We start from the raw sequence: 19,231 nt of genomic DNA on the forward strand, positions 1-19,231 counted from the left end.
ACCCGTCCGGCGTGATCAGAATTCCAGCGTCCCGGTGACGAAGACCTGGCGCGGATTGCCGTAGAACGCGGTCAGCGTGCCCTCGCGGCCGAGCGTCGGGATCAGGCCGCCACCGGCATTGCGCAGGATCGCTCCCGTCACCGGGTCGGCGCCGATGAAGGTATAGCCCGAAGTCTTGTATTCCTTGTCGAGGATGTTCTTGCCGTGGACGCCGAGACTCCAGCGCCCGCCCGGCGCGGTGTAGACGAGGCTGGCATCGAGCAGGGCATAGCCCTTCTGGTCGATATAGGGGTTCGGGACCTCGAACTGGTAGGTCTTGCCGCGGTAGGAGACCGTGGTGTTGAACGAGACGTCGCCCTCGCCGACCGGAGCGGTATAGGCCAGGGTCGCGCTGCCGTTCCACTTCGGGGTGTTCTGGACCTTGCGGAAATCGGCTACGTCCACCGGGCCCTGGCCCGGGACCTGGGTTATATATTCCTTGTAGCGCGCATTGATGTAGCCGAGCGAGCCGGAGAGGTTCAGGCGGTCTCCCGCAGCCGCGAGGTTCTGCGCAAGGCGGGCATTGGCCTCGAACTCGATGCCGTCGATCTTCACTTTGCCGGCATTGGTGATGACGCCGCAGAAGGTCGGCAGGCCGTTCACCGTGCAGCCCGCCGATCCGGGGATCTGCACGTCCTTGTAGTCCATGTGGAACGCGGCCAGCGCCACGTAGAGACCGCCGCCGAACAGGTTGCCCTTGTAGCCGACTTCGTAGCTGTCCACCGATTCCGGCTTGAAGCTCAGATAGTCGCTGACTTCGGCATCGGTCGGACGGCCGGGAGTCGCCGCCGGGGCGTTCACGCCGACGCCGCGCGGGTCGAAGCCGCCGCCCTTGAAGCCTTGCGAGAAGCTGGCGTAGAGATTGTGGTCCGGCGTCGGCTTGAAGCTGAGCGAGGCGCGCGGGGTGAACTTCTTGAACACCGCCTTGCCGGAGAAGTCCGTGCTCGGCGCCCCGAACGGCACGCCGAGGCCGCCGAAGACCGGGGACCCGCCGCCGAGATAGTTCTGGCGCAGGATCTCGGCCTTGCGCTCGTCCCAGGTATAGCGCCCGCCGACCGCAAGGCTGAGCTGGTCGGTAAAGTCGAAGGTGAAGTCGCCGAAGACCGCCCAGGTGCTGGTATCGACATCGGCCTGGGTATAGGCGGTAAGGCCATTGACGGTGGTGAAGAGGCGCACGTCGAAGGCGGTGTCCGCCTTGGCGCCGAGATAATAAGCGCCGATCATGCCCTGGAACCAGCTGCTATTGTCGTAGAGCAGCTGGAATTCCTGGCTGACCTGCTCGTTATTGTAGAATGCCGGAACGTCGACATCGACGGCGGGCAGCGCATCGAAGTCGATCGGCGAGGCGCTCTTGTCCTTGCGCCAGGCGCTGATCGAGCGGAACGTCAGGGCGTCGCTGAGTTCGGCGCTGGCATTGATCGCAAAGCCGTAGGCCTTCACGTCCTGTCGGGGATCGTCGAGGCCGCCCTGGCTGTCGAACACGTCGTCCAGCACCGGCGTGCCCGAGACCATGCCGGGGATCAGCCGGTGACCGCCGCGCGAATTCGACTTGTCCCGCGTATAGTCGCCGGAGATGCGGATCAGCACCGGCTGGCCCTTGCCGCCGATCTCCACGGTGCCGCGCCCGGCCCAGATATCCTTGTTGTAGTTGTCTTCGCCGGTCGTCAGGTTCTTGCCGAAGCCCCCGCGCGACAGCCGCGCTACCGAGCCGCCGACGCGCACGAGATCGCTGATCGGGGTCGAGACCGTCAGCACGCCGTCGGCCTGATCGTAAGTCCCGTAAGTGCCGCGCAGCTTGAGCGAGAAGTGGTCGGGCAATTCGCGCGTCACGTACTTCACCGCACCGCCGATGGTATTGCGGCCGTAAAGAGTGCCCTGCGGCCCGCGCAGCACTTCGATGCGCTCGACGTCGTAGATATCCAGCACGGCGGCCTGCGGGCGGTTGAGGTAGACATCGTCGAGATAGATGCCCACGCCCTGCTCGAAGCCCGAGACCGGGTCCTGTTGGCCGATGCCGCGAATGAAGGCGGAGAGCGTGGAGTTCGTCCCGCGCGAGACTTCCAGCGTCACGTTGGGGGTGGACTGGGCGATATCGGTGATGTCGAGCGCGCCGGACTTGGCGAGCTGCTCGCCGCTGAAGCTGGTAACGGCGATCGGCACGTCGACCAGTCGCTCCTCGCGGCGGCGGGCGGTGACGACGATCTCGCCGGTGCTCACGTCATTCGTGGCGGCTGGCTGATCGGCCTCCTGGGCCAGAGCCGGTGCGGTAAAGCCAAGGCTCATGGCCAGCGCGAGGCAGCTTGCCCCCCTGCCGCCGGTCCTCATGCTGCGAAAACGCCCCTTCTGCATCGCTGAAACTCCCATCACACTCTACTGGTGTTGCCCTCTCGATATCGAAACATGAACCACCTTTCAATATTGAAGGTTTGCCATGACAGCGATCCGGGTCTAGCTGTGACTTTGTGACCACAGATGAAGCGCCTCAGGATCGGGAAGACTCGCGGGAGCCCGCGATTTCGGCCAAAGTTCCGCGCACGGAACGCGGACGGCGCACCTTGCGCAAGCTGCTGGATGCCGCCGCCGTCGAATTCGGCGAGAACGGCTTTCACGAAGCCTCGATAACCGGGATCACCCGGCGCGCCGGCACCGCCCTCGGCAGTTTCTATACCTACTTCGATTCCAAGGACGAAATCTTCCGCGCGCTGGTGGACGACCTCTCCGGCAAAGTGAAACAGGCCGCGCGGGAAGCGCTGCGCGAGCCGCTGCCCGCGCTCGAAACCGAGCAGGCCGCCCTAACCGCCTTCCTGCGCTTCGCCCGCGAGCACAAGGAAATCTACCGCATCATCGACGAGAGCGAATTCGTCGATCCCGCCGCCTTTCGCATCCACTACGAATCGACCGCCCGCCGCATCCGCGAGCGCCTCGCCGAGGGCACTCGCAAGGGCGAGCTGCGCGAGGGTTTGGGCGAGGCCCATGCCTGGGCGATTATGGGCATGAACGTGTTCCTCGGCCTGCGCTATGCGGTCTGGTCGAATGAGGGCACGCCGGAGGGCCTGGCCGAGCTGGCGAATTCGATCCTGCGCGAGGGCATCGCCGCGCGGGATGGGGATGAGGATTAAAAGCCGCACCAACGACAAACTATACGTCGTCCCCGCGAAGGCGGGGACCCCGCTGCCTTTTTTCGGGCCTCTCGCCATGCTGCAAGATAAGCGGGATCCCCGCCTTCGCGGGGATGACGAAGTGTTTTGACTGAACGGTCAGGCGCGCCTCCCCACTCCACATTAACTTTTGCCACCGGCCAGTCCCCCTGCGGGACAGCGCTGGCGACGGACTGGCAATTCCATCAACCTTGCGCGATGATAGGCTGGTGAAATCCGCCGAACCGACAGGACACTTCTTCCCGTGACCCCCCGCCTCCTGCTCGCCTCCGGTGTGCTCGCGATTGCCGTGATCGTCGGCGTCTTCGCGCTGTCCTCCTCGAAACCCGCCGCGCCGGTCCCGCACCGGGTCGCCGCAGCAGCCCCCGTCAAGGCCACCCCCAAGCCTTCTGTGCCACCCAAGGACGAACCTTTCGTCATCAAGCGCATCCTGCCGATCGAGGGCGCGATCAAGTACGGTGACTGGCACTGGGACGACGCAAACGTCCCCGCCGGGCCGATCGTGATGACCGTCGATCTCGACGCGCGGGTGATCTCGGTATTCCGGGGCGGCTACGAGATCGGCACGAGCGCGGTGCTGCTCGGCACCGGGGACACCCCCACCCCGCTCGGCGTCTTCCCGATCACCGAGAAGGACAAGGACCACGTCTCCAACATCTACACCGGCGCGCCGATGCCCTACATGCAGCGCCTGACCAACGACGGCATCACCCTGCACGGCTCGGACGTCGCATTGGGCTATGCCAGCCACGGCTGCGTGGGCATGCCGGTGGACTTCGCCGCCAAGCTGTTCGGTACGACGAAGATCGGCGACAAGGTCTATATCACGCGCGGCAAGCAGGTGGGCCTGGGCGACGATCTCGCAGGCGGCTGACGGGGCTTGAACACCGATCGGACTTGAACCGGGGGCCGCTATGCCCGAAGACGCCGCCACGATGACCGAGACCAGCCTATACGACCGCATCGGCGGCGCCGCGACCATCGACGCCCTCGTCGATAGCTTCTACGCGCGCATGGACCAGTTGGACGAAGCCCGCACGATCCGCGCCATGCACCCGCAAGACCTCGCCCCGCTGGGACAGGTGCTGAAGGACTACCTCTCCGAATGGCTCGGCGGCCCGGCGCTGTTTTCGCCGGTGCGCGGCCATCCGCGCATGCGCCAGCGCCATATGCGGGTGCCGATCGACTCCGCCGCGCGCGACGCCTGGCTGCTCTGCATGCGCGGCGCCCTCGCTGAAACGGTGGCCGACGAAGCGGCCCGCGCCGCCATCGACGAGTCGATGGCCCGCCTCGCCGACTGGATGCGCAATGTCCCCGACAAGGCCCCCGCCGAGACCACGATTAGCCAGAACTAATACCCTTTCAGGCCAATCCCCTTCGCCTTTCCTGCGGTGTCGGGCCTAGAATGACAGCCTGAAATTCCGATAATGCAGGAGAGCACGTGATGAGTGGTATCGTCGTCCAGAACATCGAGCGGGCCGACCCCGCGGTGATCGACGGCCTCGCCAAGTGCGGCGTCGCAACCGTCCATGAAGCCCAGGGCCGCACCGGCCTTCTCGCCAGCTACATGACCCCGATCTATCGCGGTGCCCGCATCGCCGGCTCGGCCGTGACCATCAGCGCGCCTCCGGGCGACAACTGGATGGTCCATGTCGCCATCGAGCAGCTCAAGGAAGGCGATATCCTCCTCCTCGCCCCGACCAGCCCCTGTGAGGACGGCTATTTCGGCGACCTGCTCGCCACCAGCGCCATCGCCCGCGGCTGCCGCGGCCTGATCATCGACGCCGGTGTGCGCGACGTGCGCGACCTCACCGAGATGGAATTCCCGGTCTGGTCCAAGGCGGTCTACGCACAGGGCACCGTCAAGAACACGCTCGGCTCGGTCAACGTGCCGGTCGTCTGCGCCAATGCCGCCGTGACCCCCGGCGACGTGATCGTGGCCGACGATGACGGCGTGGTCGTGGTCCCCCGCGAAAAGGCCGCCGAAGTGCTCGCCGCCGCGCAGGCCCGCGAAGCCAACGAAGGCGAAAAGCGCGAGAAGCTGGCCGCCGGCGTGCTCGGCCTCGACATGTACAAGATGCGCGAGCGCCTTGAAAAGGAAGGCCTCAAGTATGTCTGAGCGGATCACCTCGTGGCACGCGGCCCCGAGCAAGCCGCTCTACACGCCGCCCGCTGGCGCCGTTGACGCGCATTGCCACGTCTTCGGCCCGATGGCCGAGTTCCCGTTCAGCGCCAAGGCCAAGTACCTCCCCGAGGACGCCGGGCCGGACAAGCTCTTCGCCCTGCGCGATCACCTCGGCTTCGCCCGCAACGTCATCGTGCAGGCAAGCTGCCACGGCACCGACAACGCCGCGACGCTCGACGCCATTGCCAAGTCCGAAGGAAAGGCGCGCGGCGTGGCCGTGGTCGATCCGGCAATCTCGGACGAGCACCTCGCGAAGCTGCATGAAGGCGGCATTCGCGGTATCCGCTTCAACTTCCTCAAGCGCCTCGTCGACGATGCACCGAAGGACAAGTTCCTCGAAGTCGCCGGCCGCCTGCCCGAAGGCTGGCACGTCGTGATCTACTTTGAGGCCGACATCCTCGAGGAAATGCGTGCCTTCATCGCCGCGATCCCCGTGCCGGTCGTGATCGACCACATGGGCCGCCCGGACGTGACCCAGGGGCCGGACGGCATGGACATGACGGCGTTCCGCTCCCTGCTCGATTCGCGCGAGGATATCTGGTTCAAGGCCACCTGCCCCGACCGTCTCGACCCGACGAATGACCCGTGGGACAAGTTCGCCGAAGCGGTCGCGCCGCTGGTGGCGGACTACCCGGACCGCGTGATCTGGGGCACCGACTGGCCGCACCCGAACATGCAGGACAACATTCCGGACGACGGCCACCTCGTGGACATGATCCCTCGTATCGCGCCCACGGCGGAGCTTCAGCAGAAGCTGCTGGTGACCAATCCGATGCGGCTTTACTGGCCGGAAGAGCTTTAAAGGTTAAAGGGAAAAGCAGGGGAGCATAGCCCCCCTGCACCCCCAATACCGTATAGGTCACGCGGACCAGCACCGTTCCGCGCTCATGGCAGCGCCGGGAGACTTATTGGCTGCGCCGCAAGGAGCGCACTACGGATAAGGTCGCGCGCAACGCAGACATTCCGAGGGTCCGGGGGATCATCCCCCGGGTCTTCCTCTTGTTACTTCAACCGCTCCGCATGCCAGCCGACATGCTCGGCCATGAACGTCGAGATGAAGTAGTACGAGTGATCGTACCCCTCCTGCATCCGGATCGTCGCAGGCTGTCCGGCCTTGGCGCAAGCCTCTTCCAGCAGATGCGTCTTGAGCTGCCCTTCGAGGAAGCCGTCGGCCGTGCCCTGATCGACCAGCAGGTCCGGCAGACGCGCGCCGTCCTCGATCAGCGCGCAGGCGTCGTATTCGCGCCATGCCGCACGGTCCGCGCCGATATAGCCCGTCAGTGCCTTCTCGCCCCAGGGGCAGTTCAGCGGCGAGACGATCGGCGCAAAGGCGCTGACCGAGCGGAACCGACTAGGATCGCGCAGCGCGATCGTCAGCGCGCCGTGGCCGCCCATCGAATGGCCGGTGATGCCCTGCCGCGCCATGTCGGCGGGGAAGTGCTCGCCGATCACGGCGGGAAGCTCGGTCTCGATGTAGGAGCGCATGCGGAAGTTGGCGCTCCACGGCGCCTCCGTCGCATCGACGTAGAAGCCCGCGCCCTTGCCGAAGTCGTAGCCTTCGTCGTCCGACACATCGTCGCCGCGCGGAGATGTATCCGGCGCGACGAAGATCACGCCATGCTCTGCGCAGGCGCGGCGGAACTCACCCTTTTCGGTGACGTTGGCATGGGTGCAGGTGAGGCCCGAGAGATACCACAGCACCGGCAGCTTCGTGCCCGGCGCATGATCCGGCACGAAGACCGAAAAGGTCATCGGCGTGCCGGTCTCGGCGGAGGCGTGGGTGTAGACACCCTGCACCCCGCCGAAAGCCCGGTTGGTAGAGACCGTCTCCATCAGTAGACGACGACCGAACGGATCGACTTGCCTTCGTGCATCAGATCGAAGGCGGTGTTGATCTCTTCGAGGCCCATGACGTGGGTGATCATCGGGTCGATCTCGATCTTGCCGGTCATGTACATGTCGACGATCTTGGGCACATCGGTACGGCCCTTGGCGCCGCCGAACGCGGTGCCGCGCCAGTTACGGCCGGTGACGAGCTGGAACGGGCGCGTCTCGATGGTCTTGCCCGCTTCGGCCACGCCGATCACGATCGAGGTGCCCCAGCCGCGATGGCAGGCTTCCAGCGCGGTGCGCATCACTTCGGTATTGCCGGTTGCGTCGAAGGTATAGTCCGCGCCGCCATCGGTCATCAGCACAATCTTGGCGACCACGTCCTCGCGGCTCATGCCCTTGGTGTTGAGGAAGTCGGTCATGCCGAAGCGGCGGCCCCATTCCTCGCGGTCCGGGTTGATGTCCACGCCGATGATCTTGTTGGCGCCGGCAAGGCGAGCACCCTGGATCACGTTGAGGCCGATGCCGCCAAGGCCGAAGACCACGACGTTGTCGCCCACCTGCACCTTGGCGGTGTTGATGACCGCGCCGACGCCGGTGGTGACACCGCAACCGATGTAGCAAGAGGACTGGAACGGCGCGTCTTCACGGATCTTGGCGACCGCGATCTCGGGCAGCACGGTGAAGTTCGAGAAGGTCGAGCAGCCCATGTAGTGGTAGATCGGCTGGCTCTTGTAGGAAAAGCGCGTGGTGCCGTCCGGCATCAGGCCCCGCCCTTGCGTGGCGCGGATCGCGGTGCAGAGGTTGGTCTTGCCCGAGAGGCACGACTTACACTGGCGGCATTCCGGGGTGTAGAGCGGGATCACGTGGTCGCCCGGCACCACCGAGGTGACGCCCGCGCCCACTTCGCGCACGATGCCCGCGCCTTCGTGGCCGAGCACGGAGGGGAAGATGCCTTCGCTGTCGAGACCGTCCAGCGTGTAGGCATCGGTGTGGCAGATGCCGGTGGCCATGATCTCGACAAGGACTTCGCCCGCCTTGGGGCCTTCAAGATCGAGTTCGACGATTTCGAGCGGCTTCTTCGCCTCGAAGGCAACGGCGGCGCGGGTCTTCATGGGGTATGCTCCTTGAACTGCTGGCGCGCTTTGTAGGACCGGCGAGTTCTGTGATAAAGCGACGTTTCTGAAAAGTATTATCACCATATGGGGAAAATCATGCTCGGCCAGTGGGACGGGATCGAGGAATTCGTGATGGTCGCTCGACACGGCAGCTTCACCTTGGCGGCGGAGGCCTATGGCGCCAGCGTCACGCATATGAGCCGAGCGCTGGCGCGGCTGGAAACGCGGCTGCAGGTCCAGCTGATGCTGCGCACGACGCGCACCCTGCGGCTGACGGAAACGGGCCAGATCTTCCTCGAAACCTGCCGCCGCCTGATCGAGGAGCGGGACGAGGCGATCGCCGCCATCACCTCGCAAGGCGAGCCGCGCGGGCATCTGCGCGTCACCTGTTCCTATGCGCTGGGCGAGAAGTTCGTGGCGCCGCTGGTGCGCGAACTGTCGCAGGCCTATCCGGCGATCTCGGTGACGCTGGACCTCGACAATGCACTCGTGGACCTCATCGCGGCGGGGTACGATCTGGCCATCCGCACCGGGCATCTCGACGATTCCCGACTGGTGGCGACGCGCGTGGCAAGCCGGGCGCTGGTGACGCTGGCCTCGCCCGCCTACCTCGATGCGCATGGACGGCCGCAGGACCTCGGGGACCTCAGGCATCACGAATGCCTCGTCGGTTCGGCGGCGCAGTGGCATTTCACCGGCGGCAAGACCTTCCGTCCGCAAGGCCGCTGGCGTTGCAACAGCGGCAATGCCCTGCTGGAAGCGGCGCTGGCGGGCATGGGGCTATGCCAGTTGCCCGCCTTCTACCTAGGCGATCACGTCGCGGCGGGGCGGCTGGAGCCGGTCTTGGCGGAACTGGCGCCGGAGGAGGAGCCGATCTGGGCAGTCTATCCGCAGCGGCGGCATCTCTCGCCCAAAGTCGGGGCGCTGGTGGCGCATTTGCGCGCCAACCTGCCCGCGCGGCTGGCGGAGGCGAGTGCCTAAATCAACCGATCACCAGCGGCGGCGTACCGCCCTCTTCCACATCGTCGTTGGCATGCTCGACCGGGTCGTCGATCGTCGGCGCAGGCACGCGGAAGTAGCCGTGTCGCTCGGCCCGCTCGCCGATCTGCTGGCTCGACGTCAGGCTGATCAGCCAGGGCGAGGCAAGCAGGCCCAGGGTCAGCGGCGAGAGCCACAGCGCCGTCACCGGATCGATGAACACCGTCGCCGCGAAGAGCAGGCCGAGCGCGATGTGCTCCTTGAGGTCGGGCAGCACCTCGCGCACCGAAATGCGGCGGGCGTCGCGGTCCTGGGTGTTCCAGTGCACAGGAATACCCAGCGCCAGGCCGACCAGCGCCTTGACCTGCATGACCATCGTCACCGGCGCCAACAGGATCGCCAGCGGTACTTCCAGCGCGACCGTGCGCAGCACGCCGCTGAAGCCCCCGAAGCTGCGACGCCGCGTCCTGTCGGCGAGGACCCAGATCGTGCCCATCGCTTTCGGCCCGAACAGCAGCAGCACGGTGAGCCAGAGCACGCTCGGCGGCGTCACCACGCCCAGAATCTGCCCGCCCTTGCTGGCGGCGGCCTGCGCGATCGAGGTGATGAGCAGCAGGAGCCAGCCCGGCGAGGTCAGATAGGCGGAGGCACCGATCAGCAGGTGCAGGCGGCTCGCCCAGTGCAGGCCCGAGGCGTCGAGCAGGCGCAGATGCTGGAGATTACCCTGCATCCAGCGCCGGTCGCGGATCGCGTGATCGACGATGGTGGGCGGGAATTCCTCGTAGCTGCCGTCGATCATCACCATGTGGACGGCCCAGCCGCGGCGGCGCAGCAGCGCGGATTCGAGCATGTCATGGCTGAGGATATGCCCGCCGAAAGGCGGTTTTCCGGGCAGTTCCGGCAGACCGCAGGCCTCGGCGAAGGCGCGGGTGCGGACGATGGCGTTATGGCCCCAGAAGTTCGATTCCGCGCCCGACCACCAGAGCAGCCCCGCCGAGGCGATCGGCCCGTAGGCCTCGCTGGCGAAGCGCATCCAGCGCTGGAACACCGTCTTGGCATTGATGATCATCGGCACGGTCTGGAGCAGGCCGATCGAGGGCCGCTCCTCCATGATCGCCGCCATGCCGACGATGGCGTCGCCACTCATTAGCGAGTCGGCGTCGAGGATCAGCATGTTCTCGTAAGCGCCGCCGAAGCGCTGGACCCATTCGGCGATATTGCCGGGCTTGCGCGCGATGTTCTTCTCGCGGCGGCGGTAATAGACGTTGATCGGCGCCTCGGCGGCGATCTCGCGCCAGGCGGCTTCCTCGCGCTTGCCGTGGAAGGCGTTGGAATCGCTGAGCACGAAGAAGTCGATCCACTCCGCCGCGCCGGAGGCCGCAATGGAATTGGTCATCGCCCGCACCCGGCCGAAGGTCGCCTCGACGCTCTCGTTGTAGACCGGCATGAGCACTGCGGTCCGGTGCCGCAGCGAGGAGGCCGGACTGGGAATCGCGGTGAAGCCGGGGTGCTTGCCGCTGATGAGCTGGAGGAAGCCGATCGTCGAAGTGACGAAGCCGAACGAAATCCAGCAGAACAGCGGCACGAAGAACAGCAGCAGGATCACATCGATCACGCCGAGACCGTCGCGCGACAGGGCAAAGCGCACCTCGCTCGACGCGGCAAGGCCGATCGTGGCAGTCAGCGCGATCAGCAGCAGGCGCTTCACCAGCATGCCGTGCGGGCTGGTGGCGACGGCGATCGTGCCCGGCGCGATACCGTCGAGGTCCTGGATCGGCATCGCCAGCGGCGCTTCCGCCGGAAGCGGGTTGAGGGCGCGGTTCATGGCTGAATTCCCTGGATCACCGTCTCGCTGAGCGCTTGGTCGCCCTCCGATTTACTGGCCCGCTTCATATATAACCTGAATTCGGGCGAAGGCACAGCCGAGGGCAACACGTCCAGCGTTACCCGCCAGCGGCCTTCCTGCCCGGCCACCGGATAGGCGGCGGAATGGAGCAGCGCGTTTGGCGGCAAGTTGGTCGCCGCAGTCACCCCGCTATCTCGTGTAAGGCCCTTCAGCGCCGGCCCTTCGAAATCGAACACGAACTTTCGCGCTTCCTGCGAAGTCGGCGTGTCGCCCGGTCGCCCGGCCCGGCCCTGCCAGCTGTCCACGCAGCGCGCCGCCGTACCGGCGCTGGGGTCCTGTGAAGCCCAGGTGAGGCGATAGGAAAACTCGCGGCTCTGCCCGGCCTTGGCGGGCTGGTCCGACACCCAGAAGGCGGCGATATTGTCCTGCGTCTCGGCATCGGTCGGCATGCGGTAGAGCATGACCGTGCCCGTGCCCCAGTCCCCCTGCGGCTCGACCCAGAGCGAAGGGCGGCGGTCGTAGAAGGCGCCGTCGTCCTGATAGTGGTCGAAAGTCTGGTCGCGCTGGAGCAGCCCGAAGGCCTTCACATGATCCGCGCGCAAGGCATTGGTGCGGTTCACGGGCGGGTTGGAAAGCGGCATCCAGATGCGCTCGCCGCTGCCCGGCCACAGGGCGAGACCGTCGGAATCGTGGATTTCCGGGCGCCAGTCGGTGCGCCTGGCGGGATCCGACTGGTCGTACCAGAACATGCTGGTGATCGGCGCGGCGCCGAGGCGCTCGATGTCGCGGCGGAAGAACAGCGCCGCGCGCACGTCCTGCGTCACGCCCGCTGCACCCTTACGGCAGTCGAAGGCATAGGCGCCGGTCAGGCTCGGCCCGTCCAGCAGCGCGTGGATGCGGACATGGTCGCCGCCGAGGTTCTCGATCCAGAACTCGGTGAAAGCGGGGAACTCCTCCGCCTTGGGCAGCGCGGTGTCGACGGCGATGCCGCGCGCAGAAAGGCCGTACTGGTCGCGTGAGCCGGAAGCGCGGAAATAGGAAGCGCCGAGATAGGCCATCCAGTCCGAATGCTGGTCGGCGGTCATGACCCGGAACCCCGCCGGATCGCCCTGCTTGCCGCCCACGAAGAGACCCCGCGCATCGACAAGCTCGCGCGCCGCGCCGTTCTCCACGAGGTGGAGCTTCACGGCATGGGGCGACGTGCCGCGCGTCGTCGGGAATAGGCGGACATTGCCGCCGAGCGCCTGCGCCTGCCCGTACGTCAGCCTGCCCGCCGCATCGAAATCGGCGGCGGCATGGGGCGAAATTGTCGGTTCGGCCCAGGGACGCCCGGCAAGCGCGCGCGCCTGCTGGACCAGCGTATCCCAGGAAAACGGCGTGGGCGCAGAGAATTTCGGCTGCACGGCGGCCTCGGCCATGCGCGGAAAAGCGGCAAGCCCGGCCATCAGGGCCAGAAGGCCCGAAAATTCGCGCCGGGCGAGCGCTCGCTGCGAGACGGGAAGATCGGCTTCGACAGCCGTATCCGGGCTCTCGCCCCTCATGTTCGTTCGGTTCATGCGGTCAATACGCATAGACGAAACCAAAGTTTCGTTGCGCCTGAAGGGTCCTTCTATTGTCGGGCGCGATCACCGCCCCTGTTACCGGGCAGGCGGATTGCGCCAGCCGATGATCACTTCGTCACCGGGCTTGAGGTCGTTGGCGAAGACTTCCGTGCGTTTGCCGTCGCCTGCGCCCGTCGAAACATAGACGCGGCGCGGCTCTCCGTCCGGCGAAACGAGATAAATGCGCGCCCGGCTGCGGTCGGCCGAGTTCTCCGGATCAAACGTGAGCGCGGAATCCGGCACCAGCATCACGCCCTTGCGCGCGGGCAAGGCGATCTCGACCGTGGCGGCCATGCCCGGACGGACCGTTTCCGCCGGATTTTCCAGCGCGAAAGCGGCGCGGCGCGATCCCGGCGCATCGGCGCGGTCCAGGAGCACACGGGCCAGCTTGGCCTGCTGCACGGCATCCGGCATGGCATCCAGCCTTACGCGGGCCACGGTGCCGGTGCCGATCTCGGCGTCGCCCGCCTTGGCCAGCGGAATCTCGATCTCCAGCGTTTCGTCGCTGGCGGCCAGCGTGAACAGCCGCATCCCGGCGCGCACGCGCTGTCCGGTGCTGATGTTGCGATCCACCACGAAGCCCGCGAAAGGCGCGCGCACGACGGCGGCAGCCAGCTTCTCGCTATCGGCCTTGAGACCGCTCTGCGCCGCCGCCAGCCGCGCCTGCGCCGCCGCGACCTCACGCGTCGCCCGATCGACGGCGCTGCGGGCGCTTTCCAATTCGTTGACCGCCGGGACTCGGTGCCCGGAACGCCGCCAGACATCCTCGAACCGGCCCAGCTTAGCCGCCGCCTCATCCCGCGACGCCCGCGCCGCGGCAAGCTCCGATTCCGCCGCCGAAACCAGCGAACGGTCTGCAGAAAGCGTGCTGCGCAGCGGCTCGGCATCGATGGTGGCGAGTATCTGCCCTTCCTCCACGCGCCCACCCGCCGGAACACCTTCCGCGGTGACGGTGCCGTCCAGCGTCGCCGTCAGCCCGACTTCGCCGCTGCCGTGGATCGTCCCCTGCTCCGATATCAGCGGCACCACATCGCCGCGCTCGACCAGAGCGGTGTAGTAAGGCGAATCCGTCCCGCTCAGGAACCGCACCAGCAACATCACCGAGGCGACCGCGGCCAGCGCCAGCAGCAGCCAGCTGAGCAAGTGCCCCCGGCCCCGTCGTTTTCCGAACCCCAGGAATGTATCGAGTGCCCCCGATTCGGCGTCAGTCACAGGTCGCTGCCCCCATCGGCGGATCGAGATCGGCGGCCGACCAACCGGCGCCTTCCTGCTTGTGCAGGCGAACGGTCATCGCCGCACGGTCGGCCTTCATGCCGACGCGCGCTTCCTCGGCCGCCAGCGCCGCCGCTTCGGCGACATAGAGCGTCGCGAAATCGCCGAAGCCCGCCCGATAGGCCGCGCGCGCGTCGGTCACGGCGCGCTTCGCCTGGGCGGCGGTATCCGCCAGCGCGGCCTCGCGCTTGTCGAACGCGGCAAGCGCCTCGCGGGTCGAGGCGACTTCGGCGCGCGCGCCTTCATCCGCCTTCGCCAGCTTCTGCAAGGCATCGCGCAGCGCCTGCGGCGGCGTCGGGTCTTCGGGTGCGGCCAGAGCGGCATCGAGCTGCGCCTGCGTCACTTTATCATGCGCGAGGCTGGATTCGAGACGGCTACGCAGCGCCAGAAGATCGGCGCGGTGCAATTGCGCAGGCCCATCGACGGCAAAAACGGGAATGTCCGCCTTCTCGCCCAGCGCAGTGAGCAGATCGGTGTCGCTCATCCCCGTCAGCGCCGAAAGTGCAGCCCGCGCGGCATCGTAACGCGCGCGGGTGGCGGCGACATCCGCATCGACCACGCCCGCCATGCTATTGCCAAGCCCTCCGTCGATCGCAGTGACGAGACCGGCCTGACGGCGGAACTCGGCAATCACCGCATTGTCGCGGAACTGGTCGAGCCGCTGGGTCCGCAGCCCCAAAATCTGCTGAAGACGGCGCACCTGCACATAGGCCAGCGCCACTTCGGCCGCCCGGTCGGCGCGCGCCTGCGCATAGGCATAGGCCCAGGCCATGCGCGCAGCATCGCGCTCCGGCGCCTCGTCCTTGCCGACCAGCGCGCGGACTTTGCCCGACAGACGTCGCGACGCCGCCGCGTCCGTCTCCTCCTGCTCGTGCAGACGGGCGGCGCGGCAGGCGAGATCGTTGTCCGCGGCAAGTCCGCGCTCGATGAGATTGGCCAGCAACGGATCGCCCGCCGCCTTCCACCAGTCGCCGTCCTGCGGCGCGGCTACCGGCGGGGCGATTGTCAGGCTGGCATGGGTTTCAGGCGCCTTGGTCGTGGCACACCCGGCCAACGCGCAGGCAAGCGCCAGCGCCAGGGGACCGCTTGCGCGGCGGATGACAACAAGATTTCGCACATCGGCTGCGATAGCAGCAAAGCGCGCAGAGGCAATCGTGCTGCGCATGCGAAGACCCCAAGTTCTTGCCGGGGTGACGAAAAACGTACCCACGGCCGCCTGCTGGCCACCGGCCGCTTCCCGATCCATGTTCCGTCATCCCCTCGCTGCATTCCGGTCGAACGGTGCCGAAACGCATGGGAGCGCCGAGGGTGTCGAAAAGAAAAAGAAAAAGCAGGGGATCATAGACCCCCTGCACCCCCGATACTGTCTAGGTCACGCGGACCAACGCCGTTGCGCGCCCATAACTGCGTCGGGAGACCTATTGGTTGGCTGCGCCGCAAGGAGCGCGCACCGGATAGGTCGCGCGCGACGCTGACATTCCGAGGGGCTGGGGGATCTCCTGAGCTTGTCGAAGGGCCCCAGGACTTCCTCTTGTTCTTAAACCGGCAACCCCACGTAATTCTCGGCAATAACCCGCCGCGCATGTTCGCTCGACGCAATGTAATCGAGTTCCGCCAGCTGCATCCGGCGCTCGAACGGGCCGTCTTCGGGGAAGCGGTGCATCAGCTTGGTCAGCGACCAACTGAAGCGCTCCGCCGCCCAGACCCGGCGCAGGGCCTTGGTCGAATAGGCCGGAATCGCGTCGTTGTCGGCGTTCTTGAAGAAGGCGGTCAGCGCTTCATGGGCGTAGTAGACGTCGCTCGCGGCGAGGTTCAGGCCCTTGGCGCCGGTCGGCGGAACGATGTGCGCGGCGTCGCCGCAGAGCAGCAGGCTGCCGTGGCGCATCGGTTCGAACACGAAGGAGCGCAGCGGGGCAATCGACTTCTCGATGGACGGGCCGCGCGTGATATGGGCGGCGGCGTCGGGGCCGAGGCGGATCGAGAGTTCGTCCCAGATGCGCTCGTCGCTCCAGTCTTCCAGCTTTTCGGTCAGCGGCACGTCGATGTAGTAGCGGCTACGGGTGTGGCTGCGCTGCGAGGCGAGCGCGAAGCCGCGTTCGTGGTGAGCGTAGATCAGTTCGTGGTTGCAGGGGGGCACGTCGGCGAGGATGCCGAGCCAGCCGAAGGGATAGACGCGCTCGAAGGTCTGGCCGACGCTGGCCGGGACCGCTGCACGCGAGGGGCCGTGGAAGCCGTCGCAGCCGACGATGAAGCGCGCGTCGATGCGGTGCTCGGCGCCGTCTTTCGTATAGGTGACGAAGGGCGCGTCGCTTTCGATGTCGTGGAGGGCGACATCCGCCGCTTGATAGATCACTTCGAGGCCGCGTTCCGCGCTCGCTTCCATCAGGTCGCGGGTGAGTTCGGTCTGGCCGTAGACCATGACCTGCTTGCCGGTCAGCGCCTTGATGTCGATACGGATCAGGCGCTCGCCGTCGGCGAGGTTAAAGCCGTCGTGTGGCAGGCCCTCTGCCTTCATGCGCGCGTCGAGGCCGAGGCGCTCCATCAGGGCGACGGTGCCCTGCTCCAGCACGCCCGCACGGATGCGGGAAAGGACGTATTCGCCGGTCTGACGCTCGACGACGACGCAATCGATGCCCTCGGCGCGGAGCATGTGCCCGAGAAGAAGACCGGCCGGACCGGCACCGATGATGGCTACTTGCGTGCGCATTTTCGCATTCTCCCAATTCCAAACCTGCGGGCTCGCTCTTCGACCTTATGGCCGACTTGCCGGGGAGCCTCGCTTCGCCCTTGGGATTGACACCGCGCGCGGTCTGGCGGAATGCACCGGACGGCCATTCTTCCGGTACTTTCGAGACACGCATGACACTTGCCCGGCCCGTCCCTTCCTATGTCCTCTATGGCGAGGATATTCCGGACAGCTCTCCGGAATTCGGCCATATAGAGACAATCGCCGCACGAAGTTCCTTGCATGACTGGGAAATCGCCCCGCATCGCCATGTTCGCGGCGTGCAGGTCATGCTGGTATCGAAGGGACAGGTAACACTCACCATCGACGATACGACCGAGACACTGGAGGCGCCCTGCCACATCGTGATTCCGGCGGGCAGCATCCACGGCTTCCGCTTCCGGCCGGAGACGCTGGGCTACGTGCTGATGCTCAGCAGCGGTTTCGCGGAGCGACGCAGCAGGTTGACTGAGCGCCGCCGCGGGCTGGGCGACCCCCTGCTCCACGCCGCCACCCATGGCCGCTTCGCGCCGACGCCGGTGGACATACTCAAGCGGATCGAATTCCTCTGCGCGGAGATGCTCGCCATTCCGCAGGACTGGCGGCGTCCGAACGCGCTGTTCCTGTCCATGGCGGAAGCACTGCTGCGCTCGCTGTTGCCCGAGGAGGAGGCTGCGGACGACGGCAGCGGCGACCAGCGCATCTCGCACCTCCGCCATCTTGTCGAACTGCACTTTCGCGACCAGTTGCCGGTGAACTGGTACGCCGAGCGGCTGGGCATGACAACGCGCACGCTGACCCGCCTGTGCCGCGCGAAGCTGGACTGCTCACCGCAGGAACTGCTCCACGCGCGGCTCGCGCTGGAGGCACAGCGACTGCTGTGCTTCGCCAATGCCAGCGTGGTGCAGGTCTCGAACGAACTCGGGTTTTCCGATCCCTCGTACTTCTCGCGGTTCTACCTGCGGATGACAGGCCATCGGCCGCATCTGGACAAGTCCACCCATGCGCACACGGCAGAAGTTTCCGATAACCCGCCCTTCCCGCCACGGGGAGGGCTGTAGCGGCAGAGGCCCGTGCCTGCTTCTGCGCGAGTGCCGGGAGGGCACTTGCCCTTCCCGGCGGTATTTTCAGGTATTGGGAAGCCTCAGACGATCCCGGCTCCGAGGCCCACGGCCTTGCGTTCCTGCGCCTTGCGGTCGCGCCAGCGGCTTTCGCGATAGACGCCCAGCACGTCCGCCGCGCCGCCCGCCTCGACGCGCGCCTTGGCCAGGATCGGCGTGACATCGACATTGTAGGCCCGGCGCAGCGCCTGGAAGGCCATCATCGTGTCGTTGGCTTCCTGCGAAAGATGCAGCGCCTCGCGGTCGACCAACAGGGCCTTGGCATAGCACGAACCGATCGCTTCGGCGGAGGACAGCATGGATTCGATCGGATCGGTCACGTTGTGCGACTGGTCGATCATGTAGCTGGGCTTGAACCCGTCACGCGGGGCCAGTTCCGCCTCGACCAGTTCGTTGAACACCAGGAACAGCTGGTGCGGGTTGATCGAGCCCGAATCGAGATCGTCGTCGCCGTACTTGCTGTCGTTGAAGTGGAAGCCGCCCAGCTTGCCGAAGCGGTGGAGGCGGGCGACGATCTGCTCGATGTTCACGTTCGGCGCGTGATGACCGAGATCGACGAGGCACTTGGCCTTGGGGCCGAGTTCCTGCGCGGCGAGGATCGAGGAACCCCAGTCGCTGATCACGGTGGAGTAGAACGCCGGTTCGAACATCTTGTGTTCCAGCAGCATCCGCCAGTCGTCGGGCAGCGCGGCATAGACCTGTGCAGCGGCATCCAGATAGCGGTCGAGGCTGCGGCCAAGGTCCTGCTGGCCGGGGAAGTTGGTGCCGTCCCCCACCCAGACGGTCAGGTCGGTGGAGCCGAGCTGCTGGCCAATCTCGATGCATTCGATGTTGTGCTCCACCGCCTGCTGGCGCGTGGCTTCGATGGTCGAAGAGAGCGAACCAGTGGAGTAAGAGTGGGCCTGATCCTTCTGGTCCTGGAAGGTGTTGGAGTTCACCGCATCGAAGCCGAGGCCAAGGCTGGCCGCTTCCTCGCGCAGCGCCTTGTAATCGCTCACCTTGTCCCACGGGAAATGCGGCGAGACGCGCGGGGTCAGGCGCGAAAGCTGGTTGATGACGGCGCAGTCTTCCAGCTTTTCATGGATGTTGGTCGGCTCGCCCGCGATCGGGAACTTGGCGAAGCGGGTGCCGCCGCGCCCCGCGCCCCACGAAGGCACGGCGACCGAGAAGGCCGCGACCTTGTCCTTGATCGCATCGATGGCGATGCCCGAACGCTCCAGCTTGCGGCCGAGCGAGGCGTATTCGTCCTCCAGCGCGTCCGCCGCGCGGGCGTTGGCTTCGGCGATCAGCTCGTCGGAAATCGGCAGTCTGCTCATTCTTCTATCCTCTTGCCCGTTCGGGGGACGCGCCGGTTCGCG

General features: G+C 66.4%; 16 protein-coding genes. 7 read left to right on the forward strand and 9 right to left on the reverse strand.

Translation table 11 applies throughout. The annotated features are described in order from the left end of the window. Positions 1-15: 15 nt before the first annotated feature. Positions 16-2,388, reverse strand: coding sequence for a TonB-dependent receptor (locus AC4D6D_RS14065; protein WP_491325777.1), 2,373 nt, complete (start codon positions 2,386-2,388; stop codon positions 16-18). Positions 2,389-2,501: 113 nt separating this feature from the next. On the opposite strand from AC4D6D_RS14065, the gene AC4D6D_RS14070 reads away from it, so the two are divergent. The 5 genes from AC4D6D_RS14070 to AC4D6D_RS14090 all read left to right on the forward strand — a co-directional run bounded on the left by AC4D6D_RS14070 (position 2,502) and on the right by AC4D6D_RS14090 (position 6,184). Continuing rightward, complete coding sequence (locus AC4D6D_RS14070; RefSeq protein ID WP_491325778.1) at positions 2,502-3,158, forward strand: TetR/AcrR family transcriptional regulator; 657 nt, start codon at positions 2,502-2,504, stop codon at positions 3,156-3,158. 283 nt (positions 3,159-3,441) lie between these two features. Continuing rightward, positions 3,442-4,071, forward strand: coding sequence for a L,D-transpeptidase family protein (locus tag AC4D6D_RS14075; protein ID WP_491325779.1), 630 nt, complete (start codon positions 3,442-3,444; stop codon positions 4,069-4,071). Between the two features lie 40 nt (positions 4,072-4,111). Next, a complete protein-coding gene (locus tag AC4D6D_RS14080; protein WP_491325780.1) occupies positions 4,112-4,552 on the forward strand; it encodes a group II truncated hemoglobin in 441 nt (146 codons plus the stop codon). A gap of 89 nt (positions 4,553-4,641) precedes the next feature. Further along, the gene (gene ligK / locus AC4D6D_RS14085) at positions 4,642-5,316 is read left to right on the forward strand and encodes a 4-carboxy-4-hydroxy-2-oxoadipate aldolase/oxaloacetate decarboxylase (RefSeq protein WP_491325781.1); all 675 of its coding nucleotides are present in this window, start codon (positions 4,642-4,644) and stop codon (positions 5,314-5,316) included. Beyond that, complete coding sequence (locus AC4D6D_RS14090) at positions 5,309-6,184, forward strand: amidohydrolase family protein (protein WP_491325782.1); 876 nt, start codon at positions 5,309-5,311, stop codon at positions 6,182-6,184. Before ligK ends, AC4D6D_RS14090 begins: the two co-directional genes overlap by 8 nt. A 200-nt stretch (positions 6,185-6,384) precedes the next feature. Here the strand turns inward: AC4D6D_RS14090 and fghA are convergent, their stop codons facing one another. Further along, positions 6,385-7,215 carry an S-formylglutathione hydrolase gene (gene fghA, locus AC4D6D_RS14095; RefSeq protein ID WP_491325783.1) on the reverse strand — a complete coding sequence of 277 codons (831 nt, stop codon included), beginning with the start codon at positions 7,213-7,215 and terminating at the stop codon, positions 6,385-6,387. Continuing rightward, complete coding sequence (locus tag AC4D6D_RS14100) at positions 7,215-8,327, reverse strand: S-(hydroxymethyl)glutathione dehydrogenase/class III alcohol dehydrogenase (protein ID WP_491325784.1); 1,113 nt, start codon at positions 8,325-8,327, stop codon at positions 7,215-7,217. Before AC4D6D_RS14100 ends, fghA begins: the two co-directional genes overlap by 1 nt. 87 nt (positions 8,328-8,414) lie before the next feature. Here AC4D6D_RS14100 and AC4D6D_RS14105 point away from each other — a divergent pair, with 87 nt between their 5' ends. Then, positions 8,415-9,311 (forward strand): LysR substrate-binding domain-containing protein, encoded by an 897-nt coding sequence (locus AC4D6D_RS14105; RefSeq protein ID WP_491325785.1) that lies wholly within the window; start codon positions 8,415-8,417, stop codon positions 9,309-9,311. Position 9,312: 1 nt separating this feature from the next. On the opposite strand, the gene mdoH is transcribed toward AC4D6D_RS14105, so the two are convergent. The 5 genes from mdoH to pobA form a co-directional block, all read right to left on the reverse strand. Then, entirely contained in the window at positions 9,313-11,133 is a 1,821-nt protein-coding gene (gene mdoH / locus AC4D6D_RS14110; RefSeq protein WP_491325786.1) for a glucans biosynthesis glucosyltransferase MdoH, read from the reverse strand. Beyond that, positions 11,130-12,695 carry an OpgD/OpgG family glucan biosynthesis protein gene (locus tag AC4D6D_RS14115; protein WP_491325787.1) on the reverse strand — a complete coding sequence of 522 codons (1,566 nt, stop codon included), beginning with the start codon at positions 12,693-12,695 and terminating at the stop codon, positions 11,130-11,132. Before AC4D6D_RS14115 ends, mdoH begins: the two co-directional genes overlap by 4 nt. Before the next feature lie 96 nt (positions 12,696-12,791). After that, positions 12,792-13,967 carry an efflux RND transporter periplasmic adaptor subunit gene (locus tag AC4D6D_RS14120; RefSeq protein ID WP_491325788.1) on the reverse strand — a complete coding sequence of 392 codons (1,176 nt, stop codon included), beginning with the start codon at positions 13,965-13,967 and terminating at the stop codon, positions 12,792-12,794. Beyond that, positions 13,960-15,144 (reverse strand): TolC family protein, encoded by a 1,185-nt coding sequence (locus tag AC4D6D_RS14125; RefSeq protein WP_491325789.1) that lies wholly within the window; start codon positions 15,142-15,144, stop codon positions 13,960-13,962. Before AC4D6D_RS14125 ends, AC4D6D_RS14120 begins: the two co-directional genes overlap by 8 nt. 420 nt (positions 15,145-15,564) lie before the next feature. Continuing rightward, positions 15,565-16,734, reverse strand: a complete 1,170-nt coding sequence (gene pobA / locus AC4D6D_RS14130; protein ID WP_147218769.1) for a 4-hydroxybenzoate 3-monooxygenase — start codon at positions 16,732-16,734, stop codon at positions 15,565-15,567. 152 nt (positions 16,735-16,886) lie between these two features. Here pobA and AC4D6D_RS14135 point away from each other — a divergent pair, with 152 nt between their 5' ends. Further along, the gene (locus AC4D6D_RS14135) at positions 16,887-17,813 is read left to right on the forward strand and encodes a helix-turn-helix domain-containing protein (protein ID WP_491325790.1); all 927 of its coding nucleotides are present in this window, start codon (positions 16,887-16,889) and stop codon (positions 17,811-17,813) included. An 83-nt stretch (positions 17,814-17,896) separates the two neighbouring features. On the opposite strand, the gene rhaI is transcribed toward AC4D6D_RS14135, so the two are convergent. Further along, positions 17,897-19,189: an L-rhamnose catabolism isomerase gene (rhaI, locus tag AC4D6D_RS14140; RefSeq protein WP_491325791.1), complete on the reverse strand. Its 1,293-nt coding sequence runs from the start codon at positions 19,187-19,189 to the stop codon at positions 17,897-17,899. Positions 19,190-19,231: the final 42 nt, after the last annotated feature.

This window comes from Novosphingobium sp. BF6 (assembly GCF_058273105.1).

Excerpts from the sequence above, each read along its gene's own strand:
- AC4D6D_RS14065 (WP_491325777.1), bottom strand. The coding sequence starts at position 2,388 with ATGCAGAAGGGGCGTTTTCGCAGCATGAGGACCGGCGGCAGGGGGGCA.
- AC4D6D_RS14080 (WP_491325780.1), top strand. The coding sequence starts at position 4,112 with ATGCCCGAAGACGCCGCCACGATGACCGAGACCAGCCTATACGACCGC.
- ligK (WP_491325781.1), top strand. The coding sequence starts at position 4,642 with ATGAGTGGTATCGTCGTCCAGAACATCGAGCGGGCCGACCCCGCGGTG.
- AC4D6D_RS14090 (WP_491325782.1), top strand. The coding sequence starts at position 5,309 with ATGTCTGAGCGGATCACCTCGTGGCACGCGGCCCCGAGCAAGCCGCTC.
- fghA (WP_491325783.1), bottom strand. The coding sequence starts at position 7,215 with ATGGAGACGGTCTCTACCAACCGGGCTTTCGGCGGGGTGCAGGGTGTC.
- AC4D6D_RS14100 (WP_491325784.1), bottom strand. The coding sequence starts at position 8,327 with ATGAAGACCCGCGCCGCCGTTGCCTTCGAGGCGAAGAAGCCGCTCGAA.
- AC4D6D_RS14105 (WP_491325785.1), top strand. The coding sequence starts at position 8,415 with ATGGGGAAAATCATGCTCGGCCAGTGGGACGGGATCGAGGAATTCGTG.
- mdoH (WP_491325786.1), bottom strand. The coding sequence starts at position 11,133 with ATGAACCGCGCCCTCAACCCGCTTCCGGCGGAAGCGCCGCTGGCGATG.
- AC4D6D_RS14115 (WP_491325787.1), bottom strand. The coding sequence starts at position 12,695 with ATGAGGGGCGAGAGCCCGGATACGGCTGTCGAAGCCGATCTTCCCGTC.
- pobA (WP_147218769.1), bottom strand. The coding sequence starts at position 16,734 with ATGCGCACGCAAGTAGCCATCATCGGTGCCGGTCCGGCCGGTCTTCTT.
- AC4D6D_RS14135 (WP_491325790.1), top strand. The coding sequence starts at position 16,887 with ATGACACTTGCCCGGCCCGTCCCTTCCTATGTCCTCTATGGCGAGGAT.
- rhaI (WP_491325791.1), bottom strand. The coding sequence starts at position 19,189 with ATGAGCAGACTGCCGATTTCCGACGAGCTGATCGCCGAAGCCAACGCC.